This window comes from Bartonella grahamii subsp. shimonis, from assembly GCF_036327415.1.
GTDB lineage: Bacteria > Pseudomonadota > Alphaproteobacteria > Rhizobiales > Rhizobiaceae > Bartonella > Bartonella shimonis.
On sequence record NZ_CP123961.1, the window covers coordinates 1851389 to 1869872 of the forward strand.

Below are 18484 nucleotides of genomic sequence, written 5' to 3' on the forward strand. Positions count from 1 at the left end.
TACCAAAAGCTCGGAGCTATCGGAACATTGGAAACTGGCAAAGTGAATGATGGTACCGCATCTTTTATATACGTAAAGAGAGTAGTGTACAGCAGGTCTTATACCATTGACAGTGACTTTTACCTTATATTCTTTATTGATACTATCACGAAATTAGCGCGAACGCATTGAAAGCTATTCCTTCAAATAAGTACTGGATTCACAATACAATTTTAAGCATTCTATTTTGCATGAGAAACGTAATTCCTATTAAAGAATAAAGTGTGAGACAATGCAACAAATCCCTACTTTTAAAAAGATATTACCATAGATGATTTCAAAAGCTGTAAAACCGAATAAAAAAAGTGACGGCAAAATAGGAAACGACTTTTCAATTTTATAACTTTATATTCTTCCAAAATAAGGTTTTCTTTCGATTCCAGAAGTGATTCAAACAAATATACGTAATATTTTACTTCCAATTTGCCATATAAAATTTGGAATTGTTCGCACAGTAACTAATACATCTAACGCAGATACATTTTAATCTTTATTTTCGATATGCTGCTGCATTAGCACTAGATATTAATTTGCAAGCAATAGAAAAAATACGGACTCTACTATACAAACAATATCACAAAAAACTTTCTGCCTATAAAATGATACATTTTGTTTATCTTGTGCATTCTCTAGCAAAATAGTACGTACCAGCCCCTCTCAACAAATTAACGTACCCGCAAGGCAAAAATAACTGTCGCAACGACAAGAAGAAAAAATCCCCCAACAAAAGGAGCACCAGAAAAATAAAACAGTGCATTTTTATCTGTAAAACATTTAAAAAGAAACACATAAAAAACAGAACCAAATATTAAACTTAACGAAATAACAGATGTCATCGCTCCTTGCAATTCTCCTTGTACATTTGTCGGTACCTGCGCTGAAGCAATAGCACGTATAGGTGCATGAACAAGATATTCAAGCATTGTACATGCACAAACCATATAAACCATCCACCCCTGCGTTGCGAATGTATAGCCCAGCATAGCAACGGAGGCAAACAAAAGCCCCACTATAACAATATGCCAATCACTCCATCGTTTAGAAAAGTAAGGCAAAATGAGAGCGGCTGCAATAAATTGGCCTATCCCAAAAACACTATAGGAGAGCCCAATAGAAAAAGAACTCCAATCATAACGTTCTTTTGCAATGAAAGCCCAAATGCTTAACCATATAGATTCCGCAAACCAATAAAGAAAAAGGACCAATAACACCCAAAGAACCATCGGATATTGTTTCAGGTGCCAAAAAGCACCTAAGGGATTTGCCCGCTTAATATCAAAAAAGCGCCTATTCCATAGAGAAAGAGTTTCTGGAAGCATAACCCAAGAAAAAATAAAATTAATGAATGAAAAACCAGCAGCAAAATAAAACGGAATACGCGGACCAAACTGACCTAAAAAACCACCAATAAACGATCCTAAAATAAATCCCAATGCTGATGCAACGCCTAACAGACCAAAATTGCGTACACGGGTTTTATCATCGGATATATCCGCAAGATAAGCTGTACAAGTTGTAAAACTAGCGCCACTTATCCCTGACAAAAGACGCCCAATAAATAACATAGAATAACTCCATGCTATAGCACATATGAGATTATCAAGAGTAAAGCAGATAATAGAGAGAAGCAAAATAGGACGACGACCATAACGATCAGAAAGATTGCCAATAACAGGAGCAAACAAAAACTGCATCACTGAATAAGCTGCAAGCAATTTCCCTCTTTCTACAAAAGATGTATTGACATCTTTTCCAGTTAATTGAGAAAAATATTCAGGCAAAACAGGATAAATGATCGCAATGCCAAGAATATCTAACAATAAAGTGATGAACACTAAAATGACCCCACGCTGAACAAATTTTGGATTGAGCATTTGGTCTTGCATAACATACACACTATCTTACGCATACAATTACTCCCCCGCTATCTTTTAACTCCCTTTTCCTTTTAAACGTATTCTACACCGTATACTTTTCACATATAAAATAATAACAAAGTAAAAATTTAAGTAATAGTCAAGATAAAACTATAAAATTACATTTTAATTGGTATATCATTGTCAATGCATAAAAAATATTTTTTGCATTATATGAACAAAATATTTGTGCAACCAACTTATGAACAAAATTTCATTAAACACAGAGTATTTCCAATAGTTTTAGAGACATTATGATGGATTTTATCAGACATCATTTCCGCGTCTCATACCACCGTTTTCAGGAATCTCAATTCCATTTGATAGGTTAGATATCCTATAGCAATTGAAATCTTTTAAAAGATAAGCTCTTAAAAATTTTTCTCACCCTCAGAATGTGCTATAAGATTAAAGCAGCATCACCCGAATAGCTTAACAACATAAAAAAACTCATCATAATTTTAAAAATATTTATTTGACAATCATTTTTATTTAAAGAATAAGTATATTATAAAAAATATTTTTTAATTCTGTAATCTTAGAAACTATTCATATCGCTTGCAATGTGTGTAACCTTAAAAACCATGATTATATCTTTATATTCATTGATGCTCTCAATGATTATATGCTACCATTAAATCTAACGATGATCATGATAACATTTAAAAAATAGCGCTTTTAACGAGAGTTAGTTATGAACTGTTAATTCCAAAATGGTGTATAAAATGCGAAAAATACCCCTATTAATTCTCACTTTAATATTGGTAACGGGATGTGATGTTCAGGATTCTGATTCACAAGAGAGTATTTTAGAAAATAAAATAAAAACACAACAAATAACCAAGGTAAATTTAGATCCCTATACTCTAAATAAATTAAATGCTCTTCTCAAAAAACGTTCAGAAACAAATCATCAGGAAAAAGGAGCGCTAATTGACTTTCTTTCTGAAGCTTTTTTAGGGACACCTTACCAAGCAAATATGTTACATGGCTCAGAAAATACACCAGAAAAACTGATTATTGATTTTAGAGGCTTAGATTGCTTCACTTATCTGGATTATGTTGAAGCATTGCGCAAATCAACATCCCAAACAGAATTCATAAATAATGTCATAAAAACGCGTTATATTAACGGTAATGTTCATTTTTTAAATCGGAAACATTTTTTTACGGATTGGGCTTATAGAGAATATAAACTCGCCACTGATATTACTGCTGAAATAAGTCCCCATGCAATAAAAACAGAAAAATATCTCAACAAGAAAGCTGATGGTGGAAGCTATCTACCTGGGTTACCAGTTGTGAAACGCACGATAACGTATATTCCAAGTAACTTTATTAATGAGGAGGTTATAAGTCATTTACAGTCTGGTGATTTCATTGGTATTTATACGAAACTTGCGGGATTGGATGTAACACATGTAGGCTTCTTTATCATGACAGATAAAGGGCCAATGTTAAGAAATGCTTCTTCACGAAAAGCAAACGAAAAAGTCGTTGATTCTCCTTTTATGGATTATGTTTCAAAAACACCAGGAATCATTGTTTTAAGAGCTCTTTAATAACATCATAGCGATATGAAATATCTTTTCTATTCTCTTAAAATATATACTGTAGTTATTCAGGTAACCATCTAACTTCGTTCAAGTTATACGAATACAATATACCTGTTTACAGTTTTAAGAGAAAAAAGTCGTTTTGATCTAACTTTGTTTATAGGTATGACAAAATCACTTGTGACGAAATCACGGATTTGTAATCACTTTTACTGGTTGAACGATAAGGACAGGCAAAACTCTATTATAATATCACGCTTTCCTTTTATATCCTCAACCAAGAATTATCTATAGATTACCGCTAATTTGATCTTTACGAATATAGCGTAAAAGATATAGACGAACGTTTGTAAAAATAAATAAAAATAACGCCAGATATGTTTGGTTGTTGTCTCATAAAGTATTTTATAAAAATTCGATCTACTCCTCTAATTTATTGCGTATAAATTTTTGACTTTATAGCATTGTTTTCTTCATAAAGTCTTTATTGGAATGAAAATACGAAGGCATCAATTAAAAACCAGTTTCTATCTTTAGCATCATTCTTTAGTTCAGCTTTGCGATTTTCTAAAGCAACGACAATAATATCCTTTAAAGAATAGAGATATGAACATTCTTTTTTGTTTTTTTCATTCTTAATGAGTCCCCCATCCTTCATGCAATAAAGAACACTCAAAACAGAACACATTATATCGATAAAACAACACATTTATGAGCAACAATAATGATGATTAATCTATGATCACAAACTTTAAAATTCTATTCATAGCTTTTATATAAAATTTATAATTAAATCTCGTTAAACTTATTACGAAAGCTTTATTCCTCTTCACCCTAAGAAACGAAACATCTACCCCCGACAATCTGTAAACAATCCTTTCTCTTAAGTGAATTTAAGCTGCTAACCATTTCATGAGATTCACTTACACAAGAATACACCAGCAAGTCCTATTTTGAATATTTACTCCACACTCTAAAAACACTTAATAGATCAAATTTTATATGCCTTATCTCACTACACCTTAAATGACAGTGTTTTAACGAAATAGAATAAATCTTGCCTTAAATACTCTGTTTAACCTTTTATACTTGATTGATGTAAAAATTAAATCAACGAAAGAGCTTCTTTGTCTTTTCAAGAGGTATGAATTGCCCCCTCATAAAAAATAATCCCTATAATATGACAGGCAATTTGAAAAAATATTTTTATATAAAAGGTATCACCGTTGTACCAGGAGGCAATTTTGCCTCATCTTCAGGCTCAACATGAATAGAAATACGCACATTATCAAATTCTTTTTGAAGAACACCTTCGATTTTATCACAAATTTTATGAGCTTCTCCTACCTGCATTACAGCAGGCACAACCAAGTGAAACTCTATAAAAGTAACCCTCCCAGCAACACGCGTTCGTAAATCATGAACTTCAAGCGCACCCGATGCATTTGCAGAAATCAGCTCTCGAATCCGCATGCTTTCATTCAATTCAACACCAACGTCCATTAATCCCTGAATAGCATTTTTAATCACCTTCCAACCCTGTAAGAGAATATTAACGGCAACGATTATCGCTAAAATTGGATCTAAAACTCCCCATCCCCCGATAAAACCAGCAATCAGACCAATTAAAATTGCTAACGAAGTAAAAACATCCGTTATAAAATGCACTCCATCAGCTTTAAGAGCCGGTGAGCGATGGTGTTTCCCCTGCCAAATAAGAACCATTCCCCACATACAATTTATGACAGTTGCAATAAGATGAATAACAAGCCATATTCCAGGCTTCTGCAATAATTTAACGGTAGAAAGAGCTATCCATGCTTCTCTTAAAATAACAATTGCCGCAATAATAATGAGTATCCCTTCAAGAATTGCGGAAAAATATTCCGCTTTATGATGCCCAAAGGGATGATCTTGATCTGCTGGCTTCATACTCACTTTAACAGCCCACCATGCTGCCAATGACGCAAGAATATTAACTATTGATTCCAATGCATCAGAATAAAGTGCAACCGAACCTGTAATGTAATATGCCCAATATTTCAAAGCAAAAACAATACACGCAATAAAAATAGAGTATAAAGTTAAGCTTTGTATATTGATTTTTACATCCATGAACCTCATCCTTTTCTTCACGAAATAAGGAATAATATTTTCAATCATATAATTATACTTTTGGCATATCGCCAATATTTCCTCAATATTACAAAAGCTTCATCATACACTAAACGCCTCAACTCACCATTATTATCGCAAAAACTGCTCAGTTACACAAACAGCACCAATAAAGAAAGAAGAGAAGAAAATTATAAACAAAGAGCTTTCCCAAGAGCAATCAAACACATCACCTTCATTATTAATCATTTTCTAAATAACTTAAAGCCATCTCACGTCTCATGAACGAAAAACTTTTTTCTCAAATGTAGCATGATCAAGAATTACTTTTCAGCCTAATGATATGCCTTATAAGCAATCTTTAAGCATCTATGCACCTTAGAAAAAATATCTTAGCACTCTCCTGTAACCTTACAGGTCAACAGGATTTTAATATACAATTTGCTAAAAAATTTAGATATAAAAAAAGAAGAATGATTACCCTCAAAAAAGAATCTGGGCATTGGGGACCCAGATTCTTTTCCCTTAGAAATTAAGGGCATACAGCACTTGGGAAATAGCGGGGACCCAAGACACTGCACCCGATACGAGAAAAAATATATAATTCCGTATCAGTGTCTTTAATATATACCTATGGTTGCATGCTGTCAACATAAATTCTACTATAAGTTTTAAAATAATGCTTTTATCTCTTTTTTAAAATAAAACAAATTCTAACATCTGGAAATTATAAGAAAAAAACACTAAAAATCTCGCATGCATTTGAATATCACAACAATTAATGAAACAGATGATCCACGCTTAAAAGCCTATCATAATATCCGTGAAAAAGATCTTGTTGGACGACAACATCAATTTATTGCTGAAGGCAAAGTAACATTGTCCGCATTACTGCACTCGAAAGAGTTTTCTGCCATCTCACTGCTCATCGTAGCAAACCGTCTCCCTGGACTTCTACCGCTTTTAGAAAAAACGCAGCCTCTATGTCCCATTTATTGTGTTCCACAAAAAGTTATGGATAATATCACCGGCTTCCATGTTCACCGTGGTATTCTGGGTATTGGTAAACGCAAAACACTACCATCCTTACAAAATTTTTTACAACATCTTCCAGAAAAAGCTTTGGTTCTCGTTTTATGTGGCATCTCAAATCACGATAATATGGGATCAATTTTTCGTAATGCAGCAGCCTTTGCCAGTAATGGCATTATTGTGGACAAAACCTCATGCGATCCACTTTATCGCAAATCAATACGAGTTTCTGTCGGCGCTGCTTTAAAAGTACCCTATACGCAAAACGCTGATATACATGACATTATAGCTGCTCTAAACGATGAAAACTTTCATCTTTATGCACTCTCCCCTTCTGCCTCTCACACTCTCAAGCAAGCCAACAAAACCAAAAGAATGGCACTTATTTTTGGAACAGAAGGCGATGGCTTACCACCCCATATACTACAACAATCAAAAACCTTACGTATTCCCATGACTGACGGTTTTGACAGCCTTAATGTTGCCACAGCTTCAGGTATTGCACTTGCCCATTTTACCAACTTTGACCACTAAAGATGATAACACTTTAAGTTGTAAAACATATCCGATGTTATGTGTTATCTATCAGTCCCCAATAATGTTGCTGTTCCCTAGCATTTGAAAGCATTGATTAAAAAATTTTTTACATTTTTTCTTATCAATGCTTTCCACAGCCTAACCCCACTTATGACGTGCAGAAGGCATAATGTTGATGGATTTAATCATAAAACAAACTTTCAATAAGAAAATCTTCTGGAAGTCTCTCATTCAAGTTTAAGGTTAAAATTTATCATTATAAATCAATTTACTATGTTTTATTAAGCTGTTGTTTTTAGTTCAGAGGAAACAGAATCTTTTGTTTCGAGATTACATAAAACGCGTTTCAACATCATTTCAGTATCGGCCGCACGTTCTGAATGTGTTACAAACCCTCCCCCAAGAATACGCATCTCATGACCATTTCCATCATAAAGAACACAAGCTTGCCCCGGTGCCACACCATTTTCACATTCCAATAAATCAACGGAAAAAATACCTTCTTTATAATGTAAGCGCGCAAGGTGAGGAGGACGCGTTGAACGCACCTTTACAGCCACCTCAATACCTTGAGAAGGGAAATTATCTAACGACTCATCACCAAGCCAATTCACATCACGTAAAAAAAGCTTATGCGTTTCTAACATTTCACGCGGTCCAACAATAACACGTGCATTTTCCACATCGAGATAAACCACATAAAGTGCTTCACCTGTTGACACCCCAATACCACGACGTTGACCAACGGTATAATTAACAATTCCCGAATGTTGACCTAAAATCTTTCCATCAATATGAACAATAACGCCAGGATTAGCTGCTTCTGGACGCAGTTTTGCGATAACATCTGAATATTTTCCTTGTGGAACAAAACAAATATCCTGACTATCATGCTTATTAGCAACCGCAAAGCCCATTTCTGCTGCCATTTCACGAACGCGGGCTTTTGGAAGATCACCAAGTGGAAAACGCAAATAATCAATCTGTTCTTGTGTCGTTGCAAAGAGAAAATAACTCTGATCACGATCATTATCGAGAGGACGAAAAAGTGCTCGATGCGCTCCATGGGAACGCGAACGAATATAATGTCCCGTAGCCAAAGCATCTGCCCCCAATTCGCGTGCCGTTGTTAATAAATCAGCAAACTTAACCGTTTGATTACATGCAATACACGGTACTGGTGTCTCTCCATGAGCATAGCTTTCTGCAAAAGGATCAATAACAGCTTCGCGAAAGCGCTTTTCATAATCAAGAACATAATGCGGTATTCCTAATGTCTCTGCAACTCGGCGTGCATCCTCAATATCTTGTCCTGCACAACAAGCCCCCACCCGATGCGTTGCTGCCCCATGATCATAAAGCTGCAACGTAATGCCAATAACATTATACCCTTCCTTTTTCAAAAGACCTGCAACAACCGATGAATCAACCCCCCCCGACATTGCAACAACAATGCGAGAATCCTCAGGTTGTCCTGGTAAATCAAGACTGTTTAAAAACATGTATTCATTCTCTATTTAATGCTCTGTTTAATGGCTACCCATATGTTAACATTCTGATGCATGCTCTTCAGCACTTTTACACGATTGATTGTCTTTATATTGTTTTTTTATCTTTTTCACAACCATAGGCATTACTTTCTTAAAAGCTGCTGCAAACAAAAAAAGAATGATAGAAATAAGGCATAACAGCAATCGTTTGGGAGAAAACCTTTTTTGTTCTTTTTAAAATCTGGTAAAATATTGCAAGGATCTCTTCTACACTTCACTTGAAGCTTCTTTTTACATGCTCAATCACTTCATTAATTTTTCCTTCCAGCATGTTTAGCTCTTTTTTAAATTTCATGCTCTATAAACGAATCAAGTCCTTGACTAAGTAGAGGATACGAATGACCAATTTGATAAAAACACAAATGAAATATGTTATTGGACCAGATGGAAGTCCGCTTACAATTGCCGACCTACCGCCACAAACAACACGACGCTGGGTGATTCGTCGCAAAGCTGAAGTTGTTGCGGCTGTCAGAGGTGGATTGTTAAGTCTTGACGAAGCGTGCCAACGTTATACTTTAACTGTAGAAGAGTTTCTTTCATGGCAAAGTTTGATCGATAAACACGGTTTAGCGGGATTACGAACGACCAAGATTCAAAACTACAGGCATTAAGTTGCCATTGATTACGATTCGATAACATAAAGCAAATTATAAAACAGCCAAGCTTGATAAAATTTGGCTGTTTTATACTATATCCAAAAAATAAATCTGAGAGAATGGATTTTTCAATAATTGCTTTTATCAGCCCGCCATTGAATTAGATTGAATCAAAATATCCTCATCATCCGCAGCAATCTTCTTTTCTCGCGCTTCCAAAAGCTGCGCATGTTGCAGCTCTGTATTAGCTTCATGGAGAGCAATTTCAGCGTTTGTTTTTTGAAACTGTAAATCACGAATTGAATTGATCAGATTATCACGTCTTTGCCGCACTGCACGCGCAAAAGCAGAATAAGCAAAATGGTGAACATCATTGTTTCCAGATTTACGTTCTTCATTAGTAATCTGTGCTTCCAACTCTAACACCATTCGTTCAAATTCTGCGATCATCATTTCAAGCTGTGCAATTTCACGGCGCTTTCCACGCACTTGAAACATCCTCAATCGCACCATACTTTCCCGTGGCTTCATACTCACTACTCCTTGATTGCACCAACTCAAAACTCGCCTTCACACCCAATTTAGTTATATGTCTATCTAACAAAAAACAGTCTATTGACTTAAAATTATAATAATTTTACCTTTCCTTAAAGCATCTGAAAATACAATTTGCTTTAAAGAGCAATAACTATTTCTTTACTTTTCCCCTCATTATAAAATAAAGAGGTTTAAAGCTCAGTAAACAAACACTGAAATTGTAAAAAAGTAATTTATAATGCTCTTTTACAAAATTTTTTAAGTTAAAGTTTATAGAAAAAGCCCTTCTTTTTTATTATGTTAAAAAATATGCGATTTTTCTAAAATAATTTTGTGGCCTCTTTCAAAAATAAAAATATTTTGTTAACCACTATCATGGATAGTAGGGAATTTAGTAGTGATTGTTACGCGTACTACTGAAATATTCATAAACATTTTGTTATAAGTGTTTGTTTTCATGAATTGTTTTTATAAAAAGTGGTTTTACCAACTGTTTATAAAATAGAAAGGCTCCTTTGTGATTCGTGAAGGAGCGAAGTGAGGGATCTAAAATGCGCGTATTATTAATTGAAGATGATAGAGCGGTTACTCAAAGCATTGAGTTGATGTTAAAGTCAGCCAATTTTAATGTTTATATCACTGATCTGGGTGAGGAAGGTATCGATTTAGGAAAGCTTTATGATTATGATATCATTTTGCTTGATCTGAATTTGCCCGATATGTCAGGATACGATGTTTTGCGGACTTTAAGGTTGGCAAAAATAAAAACGCCTGTCCTTATCCTTTCCGGCATGAATGCCATTGAAGATAAGGTCCGTGGTTTTGGTTTTGGAGCCGACGACTATATGACGAAACCTTTTCATAAGGATGAGCTCATTGCGCGTATTCACGCAGTTGTTCGTCGTTCTAAAGGACATGCACAATCGGTTATTGTTACCGGTGATCTCACCGTTAACCTTGACGCAAAAACCGTCGAAGTTGCAGGGCGCCCCGTTCATTTAACCGGTAAAGAGTACCAAATGCTAGAGCTTCTCTCTTTGCGCAAAGGCACCACCCTTACCAAGGAAATGTTTCTCAATCATCTCTATGGTGGAATGGATGAACCAGAACTAAAGATTATCGATGTTTTTATCTGTAAATTGCGAAAAAAATTGGAAGCAGTCTCTTCTAGTGTAAATTACATTGATACTGTTTGGGGACGTGGTTATGTATTGCGTGATCCAGTTGAAGAGAACGTACGAAAAACCGCTTAAGCAGTGAACACGCACATTGTAAAATCTCGGAGTGTAGCGGGCCGAGATTTTTCTCCGAGATCTTTTTTCTGTTAAAAGTAGAAAACTCGCACACCAAAAATTTCATATAGAAAGCGCTTAAAACTTAAGAAGTAATCACACCAAACTTACACGTATAAGCCTATCGCTCATAAGTTCAATCGAAGCCACTTTTTCCAACACGGCTTAAGCGCTTCTCTCTTATTCAAAGCTTTTTACACTTTCTAAAATAATACAACGATCACTTTCATCAATATTTATTTTCATCTCTGTCATCTGAGCAAGTAACATTGTATAATAAAATTGGATGACATGTGCATCAATAAGCTCTTCTTGAACTTCTCCACGAAATAACGCAAGAAAATGAGGGGGTATACGGAGAATTTCACCGAAAACCTCAAACCGAAAAGAACGTTTATTTTTTTCTTGCAAAACCATAACAACAATTTCACCACCACGAGAAACTGTTGCGTTTGCAATCAATAATAAATTAAGTAAAAGTTTAACTTCATCTTTTGGTAACAATAAAGAAGAAGCTTGCCATTTTAAAGTTGCTTTTTCTTCTTTCATATATTGTTGAGCAACCTGCTCTGCAGACCGTGTATCTATTTGTCCTCCACTTGCACCAGCAAAACCAAAAGCCAATCGCGCAAATTGTAGACGTGCAGCAGCACTCGCAACGGATAAACGCACCAATTGTAAAGCATCTTCTTCAGCTCCTCCTTCATCATAAAGCTCCATTGCATTTTGAATAGCCCCCACAGGTGAAATCAAATCATGGCAAATACGACTACAAAGCAAAGCAGCAAGATCCATAGGCTTCAAAGAAATATTTAACGTCATAATGATTGAAAACTCCTAGATTCAAAAAAACAAACTTTATTTTAAAGAAAAACTCTTAACATCTGATGCATAATAGGAAACATTAACAATCATACTAAAAAATCAGAAATAAATTCATTTAAATAACCTTATATTTTATTTTTTATTTGAATAGAATGAAAATTCTAATATTATCTTTTTGTTTATCACTAATAAAAGGAGAAAACTCCATGACTCTCTCTCTGCTCAAATCCTGGTACAAAAATATTATATCTTTAATCTTCCTTTTATTCATCACCATAAACACTGCACATGCTCAACTAAAACCAATAGAGCAAAACGAACCCCATTATTCACTCCAAGAAATTATTGATTCTGGTCATATTTTTTTTGGAAAAACAGCCAGTGGTCTGGCAGTTGCAATTCAAAATATTTTTTCACAATACGGTTATCCCAATGCCTATATTTTAGGAGAAGAAGCTTCTGGTGCCTTTTTTGCTGGATTAACCTATGGCGAAGGAAGGGTTTTTACCAAAAGCTATGGTCAACATAAAGTTTTTTGGCAAGGTCCCTCAGTAGGATGGGATTTTGGCGGCCAAGGCTCCCGTTTAATGATCTTAGTTTACAATCTTAATAGCATAAATAATTTATGGAGACGCTATGGTGGTATTTCAGGTTCGGCCTATTTAATTGCAGGTGTTGGTTTTCATGTCCTCAAATACCGTAATACCTTGTTAATCCCAATACGTACAGGAGTCGGCGCACGCCTTGGTATCAATATAGGATATTTAAAATTAACACCTAGACCGACATGGAATCCGTTTTAAACGTATTCTTATTTGAAAAGGAGTATTATGCTTATTCAATCGTTTCTTTTTTTTATTCTTGGAGTCGCTTTCACTTCTTGGTTACTGGTACTTTTGTCTCCTTTTATTTGGCGTAAAGCCGTTCATTTTGCGTATAAAGATGTTTGTGCGCAAATGCCATTATCACTCGCGGAAATAGAAGCAAATCACGATTTTCTTCGTGCACAACATGCTGTAGAATTAGCAAACAACCAACAAAAGTACGAATTTTTGCAAAAAAAATACGCCCAACAAAAAATACAACTGAGCCAAGTAACAGAACAATTTTATCGGCTATGCCTCCCCACACAAGACACTCTCACCAAAGAAGCGATAGCAATCAAACAAAGTATCGCCACAATACATACTTTCAAAGGAAAGAAAAATGATGCGTGAAAAAATCGCATATTATCAGCAACGCTTACAAAAAATCCAAACTTATGAACTTGACACGACTGCTGACCACCAATTGCTGGAAGAACTCCGTGAAGAAACAAAGGAGCTTGCAGCAACATTGGCAGCTCAAATAGCTCTACAAGAGGGGAATACATCACCCATCAACACATTGATTCAAAAATCCACAAGCAAAAATGACCTAGCATCACGTATTCGCAAAAAAATAACTTTTCTCTCCAAAAGGCCCGTTAAATAAGTTATCTTTTAACACACTTTAAATGAAGAGTAAAATCAACGAAGGTCCGTTGTAACTTTCATAACCCAAATCTTTTTTATTAAATGTGACTTTCTTGCTAAGCTAAAGGGCAAGGTTTCTTAACCCATACCATTCTGTTAAAAAACATCTTCTTGTCTAGCAGATTCACTTTCTAATCATATCACCGCCCTAAAGGACAACATTTCATAGGTCCTAGAAGGCAAATAATACCAAAAACATTGGTCACACACATACTCTAACAAAAAATATCTTCTAAAATGGATCAGCAGTAGAGCTTTGACCATAATTTAAGGATAAAATACGCTCTCACGAGTGATAAAAATCTTTTATTTTTTGGATAATCATATCCTGATCCGTTTGTGTCAAGTAAGGATGCATTGGTAAACTTAAAACACACTCTCCTAAAGACTCTGAAACAGAAAGGGAATCTTTTACATAAGGAAAGTGTTTATAAGCTGGCTGTTGATGTAAAGGAGTTTTATAATAAATCATTGTAGGGATAGAATTTTCTTGTAAAAAATCTTTTAATTTATCACGTTCTTTTACCTTAATCGTATATTGTGCATAAGCAGAACGAATATTTTCTCCTATTTCTGGAACTGTAACAATATCTTTTAAGCCATTGGAATAGCGTTGAGCAATTTCTACACGCTTTTCCATTTCATCTTCAAAGATCGCAAACTTTTCTAGTAAAATTGCAGCCTGAATGCTATCTAGGCGCGAATTCATACCAATACGTACATTGTCATATTGCGTTTCACCTTTACCATGAAACAAAATAGAGCGTAAAAGTTCTGCACAATGATCATCATTGGTCATCATAGCGCCTCCATCGCCATAACATCCTAATGGTTTTGCAGGATAAAAACTTGTAGCAGCCACATCACCAAAAGCACCGCACATAGTATTACCGCTTCTTCCACCCATAGATTGAGCAGCATCTTCAATCACAAAAAGATTTTCCTTTTCTGCCACTTGAGCAATTTGCACATAGTCAGCAGAAAGCCCAAATAAATCAACGGCAATAATAGCCTTTGGCTTTAAACGTCCCTCTTTTTTTACCATTTCGATAGCATGAGAAAGTTTTTCAACATCAATATTGAATGTATCAGGTAAAACATCAACAAAAACAGGCTCAGCCCCCACCAAAGCAACCACTTCAGCCGTTGCTGAAAATGTAAAACTAGGACAAAACACAGCATCCCCTGGACCAATATTTTTAGCCATAAGAGGCATCTTCAAAGCATCTGTTCCATTAGCACATGCAATCACATGTTTAACGCCAAGATATTCTGCCAATTTCTCTTCAAATTCTGTTACTTTTGGTCCCAAAATATACTTACCACTAGCGACCACATGCGCAATTGCAGAATTAATTTTATCTTCAATACGCGCACGCTGCGCCCCAAGGTCGATGAATTGCATATTAACTCCATTGATCATCACAAGAATGCAAAAGCGCTACCTATCTCTTTTATCTATCATAATTGATACCAGCAGCTGTTAAAATCCGTAAAACCGCAATAGCATCATCACCATTTGTACGAGGTGATTGACGCGTTTCAATACAATGAAGAAAGTGCCGTAATTCGCAAGTAAGCGGCAAGTCTTCACAAACATCAATGTAATTCAGCTCATTCATGCTAAAAGCCCACTCTTGATTTTCTTTCCAAACGGCAAAATGGTGCACTGCCAATTTACGGCTCCACGGTTCTATATCATCAAAAACGAGCATAGCCTTTGTTCCAACAACAGTTAAACGCCTCTCACGATAAGAACTCAAGCGTGAAGTAAAAAGATGACTACGCACACCATTTGGAAAAGCCATATGAATATGAGAAAAATCAGAAATCTGATCAACGACAGCAGCCCCCTCACCGCGAATTTCGGAAGGTTCACATCCTGTCAACGCCAAAATCATTGAGAGATCATGAGGTGCAAGATCCCATAAAGCATCACTGTGTGTGTGAAATTTTCCGAAACCTAATCTATGAGAATAAATATATCGCACATCTCCCACTTCTCCGTTTTTCACCAATTCACACATTTTTTCAAAAGCCGGATGAAAACGTAAAATATGGCCCACCATAAAAACTCGCTCATAGGCCTCAGCCTCCTGAACTTGGCGTTTAGCATCAGAAACATTCAAGGCTATTGGTTTTTCCACCAAAACATCTTTACCATTTTTAACAGCACTGAGCACATTTTGAGTATGCAATTGTGGCGGCAGTGCTAATACCAGCGCATCAATATCTCGATGAGTAAAAAGATCATCTGGTGTAAAAAACTCTACACCATACATCGTTGCAAAACGAGCAGCACGATCATTATCAATATCAGAAACTGCTGCTAAAGCCCCGAGAGAGTGGAGTGTCCGTATATGATTTTCACCCCAATGACCGCATCCTAAAACCGCTACACGTGGCACCATTTTCATGCCTTACCTTACTTTATCATATAAAATTACACTTTTACATATCGAGGATAAAATAGAATGACAAGAGAAAAGCTTAAAAACGATGCTTGACATCTTACTATTCTACCCCTTATATCCGCAAAAGATGTAATTATTTACAATTATGATTGCTTATTTTGGCGGAGTAGCTCAGTAGGTTAGAGCAGAGGAATCATAATCCTTGTGTCGGGGGTTCAAATCCCTCCTCCGCTACCATTGCTTTTTTGTCTGTAGCTTGTCGGCGGGTTTTGTATATTTTGCCACTGTAGCTTGTCCAGCGGGTTTTGTATATTTTGCCACTAGGTTTTGTACCAATTTATTTTTTCTCAAAGAGTTTTAAAGTGGTTCTCAAAGGATCTTCAAAGACCTTTCAAAGATCATTTAAAGCCTCTTTTTCTTTTCTGCTCAAAATCACAATTTGAGATGATCAATCATTGAGTTGGAATCGTATTATTTGAGAAGCAGTATGCATAAAATGGTATGACTTCTTTTAGCATAAATTGACTGATGATTTTTCTGTATCCTAAGCACATTATTCAGGACTTTATTAAAAAGAGAAGCGTTTAAGGAATTCGGTCAACTTGACCAAATTGCTCTTCAGTCTGCAATTGTGCAATGTTTGCACCATTGCTCCTTTTAGGAATTGGGTAAACATTACCCTATTGCTGTACTCATGCAATAGGATCAACTTGATCCTATTTCTCGTTTTAGCAATTGGTGCAAGTTGCACCTATTCCTCATCACGACCGATCAAAGGGTAAACTTTACCCTTTGATTTTCTGTCACTCAGAGGTTTCCTTTTCTCCTGCCTCTTTTCCCTTGTTTGGTGCCTCTAAGGTAATTTCTGTGGTGTAACCCGCTTTGTTTTTCATAGCGGTGGGTGACGGTAGCGGCTTTCCATAGACCATTGATTTCGCCTCGAAACCCTTGCAAGAGAAGCGGTTGATCCGCCATGATTTCTGGTCGCCCCGCAAGGGTCAAAGAACCACTGCCCACAGCACGGCAAAGTCGGTCTGATTCTGATGCAGCAGCAGCTTGTGCTTCTTCCTTACAGGTGTAACAAGTCCGTAAACGCCGCACGGGACCGCTAAACCCTGTCTGATGCTTGACTTGGCATTGCTGCCCTTTTGAGCGATCAAAATAAGCAGCTTCAATGGTGCCATATTGCGTGCGTGGCTCGAGGGTGAATTCCCAGTTGGAACAGTCGTATTTATGAAGTTTGAATACGGGTAAATTATCTCCGCTTAAAAACAAAAACTTATTGTCCTTGATTAAAAAACGTGCCCGCATGCGGTCAGCAAGGCGGGTTAAAAAATCAACAGCCGATTGATCTGTACGCACCACATAAGGCAAAGTTTGTTTGGTGAACTGGGGACTGACCTTTGCTTGATAGCCGTGGCGTTTGGCGAGTGTCTCGACAATCTCGCCAATGGTTTTATGGTCAAAATGTTCACTCACCTGTTCTTTGAGTTCTTTACGCATCGAGGCACTTTTGCCGCAAAGACGCAAGATCTCTCCATCACTGCCCCCTGAGCTTACAACCGATTCGATAACAAAACACCCCATAAAAGCACTGATGCTGTTCTCATAGCCAAAGATCACCTGGAGCGCACTGTTGCTTGAGGGAACCTCTAAATCATTGCCACTATCATCAAATTCTGCTTCAAATGTATCGGCTTCATTCCCGGCATGGTCAGTGATAGTTGCGGTTAAAAGACGCTGGTAAAAAACCGCGTGAACAGGTTTGTCTCCCACCTTGACCACAATAAAAGGGTGTGTACGCATTAATCCCATAGCCGTGTCACCGTGCTTTGGGGATTAGACAACACAAATTCAGGTAAAAAGACTTTTAAGCCTCGCGGTAAAAGCATACCATATTTGGCAATCTCTGGATTGGCTTCCAAGGTGGCTTCTAAATAGCCTTTGAGTAAACCTGCTTGCCTCCGGTCCCCTAACACAGCCATGGCATGGTGAAAGCAGATGAGATCGAGACTCATGTCCTCTAGCTCTACAACAACACGCTTTGCTGGTATCTTCATGGAATTTGCCCCTCTTGGGTTTGTCCCTCTTGGGTTTGTCCCTCTTGGTATTGTCCCACTTGGGTTTGTCCTTGCGGTTTTCCGCCATTAAAAAAGGGCAAGAGCGTAATGGAATAGCGGATGCGCTGTGAGTGACCAGAGCGACTGATATAGTCGTGGTCTTTATTGATCGTGGTGATCACCACGGGTCCATGGAGAAGGACACTATAGGTGGTATCATTGATCCAACGAAGCATCTGGACCGGCTTTGCTCTTTTGATCGTTGTGGTGATGGCATCAATGGCTACCCGATCACCAAATTCTTCTGGAAACCAAACGCCATGAATGGTTTTGGGATCATTGCCATAGCCGGTAAATTGCAAACTGGGAGACCTGCCAAAACGCTCCATACAAACCCATGAGGCAGAAAACTCTTCTTCAAAGGATTGGAAATTCAGCCAATCCACATAAAATTGATGCGGACCTAACATCATCAAAGGATCTCTCATAGGCTCCCTC

15 protein-coding genes, 1 tRNA gene and 2 pseudogenes are annotated in these 18484 nt (G+C 36.8%); 7 read left to right on the forward strand and 11 right to left on the reverse strand.

The annotated features are described in order from the left end of the window. Positions 1-704: 704 nt before the first annotated feature. Entirely contained in the window at positions 705-1925 is a 1221-nt protein-coding gene (locus QHG57_RS08170; protein WP_330167884.1) for an MFS transporter, read from the reverse strand. Positions 1926-2680: 755 nt separating this feature from the next. Here QHG57_RS08170 and QHG57_RS08175 point away from each other — a divergent pair. Next, a complete protein-coding gene (locus tag QHG57_RS08175) occupies positions 2681-3517 on the forward strand; it encodes a DUF1460 domain-containing protein (protein ID WP_330169074.1) in 837 nt (278 codons plus the stop codon). A 478-nt stretch (positions 3518-3995) separates the two neighbouring features. On the opposite strand, the gene QHG57_RS08180 is transcribed toward QHG57_RS08175, so the two are convergent. Next, complete coding sequence (locus tag QHG57_RS08180; protein ID WP_330167886.1) at positions 3996-4187, reverse strand: hypothetical protein; 192 nt, start codon at positions 4185-4187, stop codon at positions 3996-3998. A gap of 530 nt (positions 4188-4717) precedes the next feature. Next, the gene (locus QHG57_RS08185) at positions 4718-5626 is read right to left on the reverse strand and encodes a cation diffusion facilitator family transporter (RefSeq protein ID WP_330167887.1); all 909 of its coding nucleotides are present in this window, start codon (positions 5624-5626) and stop codon (positions 4718-4720) included. Positions 5627-6382: 756 nt separating this feature from the next. Here QHG57_RS08185 and QHG57_RS08190 point away from each other — a divergent pair. Then, entirely contained in the window at positions 6383-7192 is an 810-nt protein-coding gene (locus tag QHG57_RS08190; protein WP_330169075.1) for a TrmH family RNA methyltransferase, read from the forward strand. A gap of 284 nt (positions 7193-7476) precedes the next feature. Here QHG57_RS08190 and mnmA read toward each other — a convergent pair whose 3' ends face one another. Then, positions 7477-8697, reverse strand: a complete 1221-nt coding sequence (gene mnmA / locus QHG57_RS08195; RefSeq protein ID WP_330167889.1) for a tRNA 2-thiouridine(34) synthase MnmA — start codon at positions 8695-8697, stop codon at positions 7477-7479. Positions 8698-9083: 386 nt separating this feature from the next. Here mnmA and sciP point away from each other — a divergent pair, with 386 nt between their 5' ends. Continuing rightward, positions 9084-9359 (forward strand): CtrA inhibitor SciP, encoded by a 276-nt coding sequence (sciP, locus tag QHG57_RS08200; protein WP_330167890.1) that lies wholly within the window; start codon positions 9084-9086, stop codon positions 9357-9359. 129 nt (positions 9360-9488) lie between these two features. Here sciP and QHG57_RS08205 read toward each other — a convergent pair whose 3' ends face one another. Beyond that, entirely contained in the window at positions 9489-9875 is a 387-nt protein-coding gene (locus tag QHG57_RS08205; protein WP_330167891.1) for a flagellar export protein FliJ, read from the reverse strand. A 557-nt stretch (positions 9876-10432) separates the two neighbouring features. Here QHG57_RS08205 and ctrA point away from each other — a divergent pair. After that, positions 10433-11134, forward strand: a complete 702-nt coding sequence (gene ctrA / locus QHG57_RS08210) for a response regulator transcription factor CtrA (protein ID WP_015856677.1) — start codon at positions 10433-10435, stop codon at positions 11132-11134. Positions 11135-11353: 219 nt separating this feature from the next. Here the strand turns inward: ctrA and chpT are convergent, their stop codons facing one another. Further along, positions 11354-11995 (reverse strand): histidine phosphotransferase ChpT, encoded by a 642-nt coding sequence (chpT, locus tag QHG57_RS08215; RefSeq protein WP_330167892.1) that lies wholly within the window; start codon positions 11993-11995, stop codon positions 11354-11356. Positions 11996-12204: 209 nt separating this feature from the next. Here chpT and QHG57_RS08220 point away from each other — a divergent pair, with 209 nt between their 5' ends. Further along, positions 12205-12801, forward strand: coding sequence for a DUF1134 domain-containing protein (locus tag QHG57_RS08220; protein ID WP_330167893.1), 597 nt, complete (start codon positions 12205-12207; stop codon positions 12799-12801). A gap of 27 nt (positions 12802-12828) precedes the next feature. Beyond that, a pseudogene (locus QHG57_RS08225) lies at positions 12829-13471 on the forward strand (hypothetical protein). A 327-nt stretch (positions 13472-13798) separates the two neighbouring features. Here the strand turns inward: QHG57_RS08225 and QHG57_RS08230 are convergent. Beyond that, complete coding sequence (locus tag QHG57_RS08230; RefSeq protein WP_330169076.1) at positions 13799-14917, reverse strand: DegT/DnrJ/EryC1/StrS family aminotransferase; 1119 nt, start codon at positions 14915-14917, stop codon at positions 13799-13801. Between the two features lie 49 nt (positions 14918-14966). Next, positions 14967-15923 (reverse strand): Gfo/Idh/MocA family protein, encoded by a 957-nt coding sequence (locus QHG57_RS08235; RefSeq protein ID WP_330169077.1) that lies wholly within the window; start codon positions 15921-15923, stop codon positions 14967-14969. Between the two features lie 163 nt (positions 15924-16086). On the opposite strand from QHG57_RS08235, the gene QHG57_RS08240 reads away from it, so the two are divergent. Next, a tRNA-Met gene (locus QHG57_RS08240) sits at positions 16087-16163 on the forward strand. A 566-nt stretch (positions 16164-16729) separates the two neighbouring features. On the opposite strand, the pseudogene QHG57_RS08245 reads toward QHG57_RS08240, so the two are convergent. From QHG57_RS08245 to QHG57_RS08255, 3 genes and pseudogenes are all read right to left on the reverse strand, one after another. Next, a pseudogene (locus QHG57_RS08245) lies at positions 16730-17732 on the reverse strand (phage late control D family protein). After that, complete coding sequence (locus QHG57_RS08250) at positions 17732-17986, reverse strand: tail protein X (RefSeq protein WP_330168947.1); 255 nt, start codon at positions 17984-17986, stop codon at positions 17732-17734. The pseudogene QHG57_RS08245 and the gene QHG57_RS08250 overlap by 1 nt, the downstream one beginning before the upstream one ends. After that, positions 17983-18474: a phage tail protein gene (locus tag QHG57_RS08255; protein ID WP_330167516.1), complete on the reverse strand. Its 492-nt coding sequence runs from the start codon at positions 18472-18474 to the stop codon at positions 17983-17985. The genes QHG57_RS08250 and QHG57_RS08255 overlap by 4 nt, the downstream gene beginning before the upstream one ends. Positions 18475-18484: the final 10 nt, after the last annotated feature.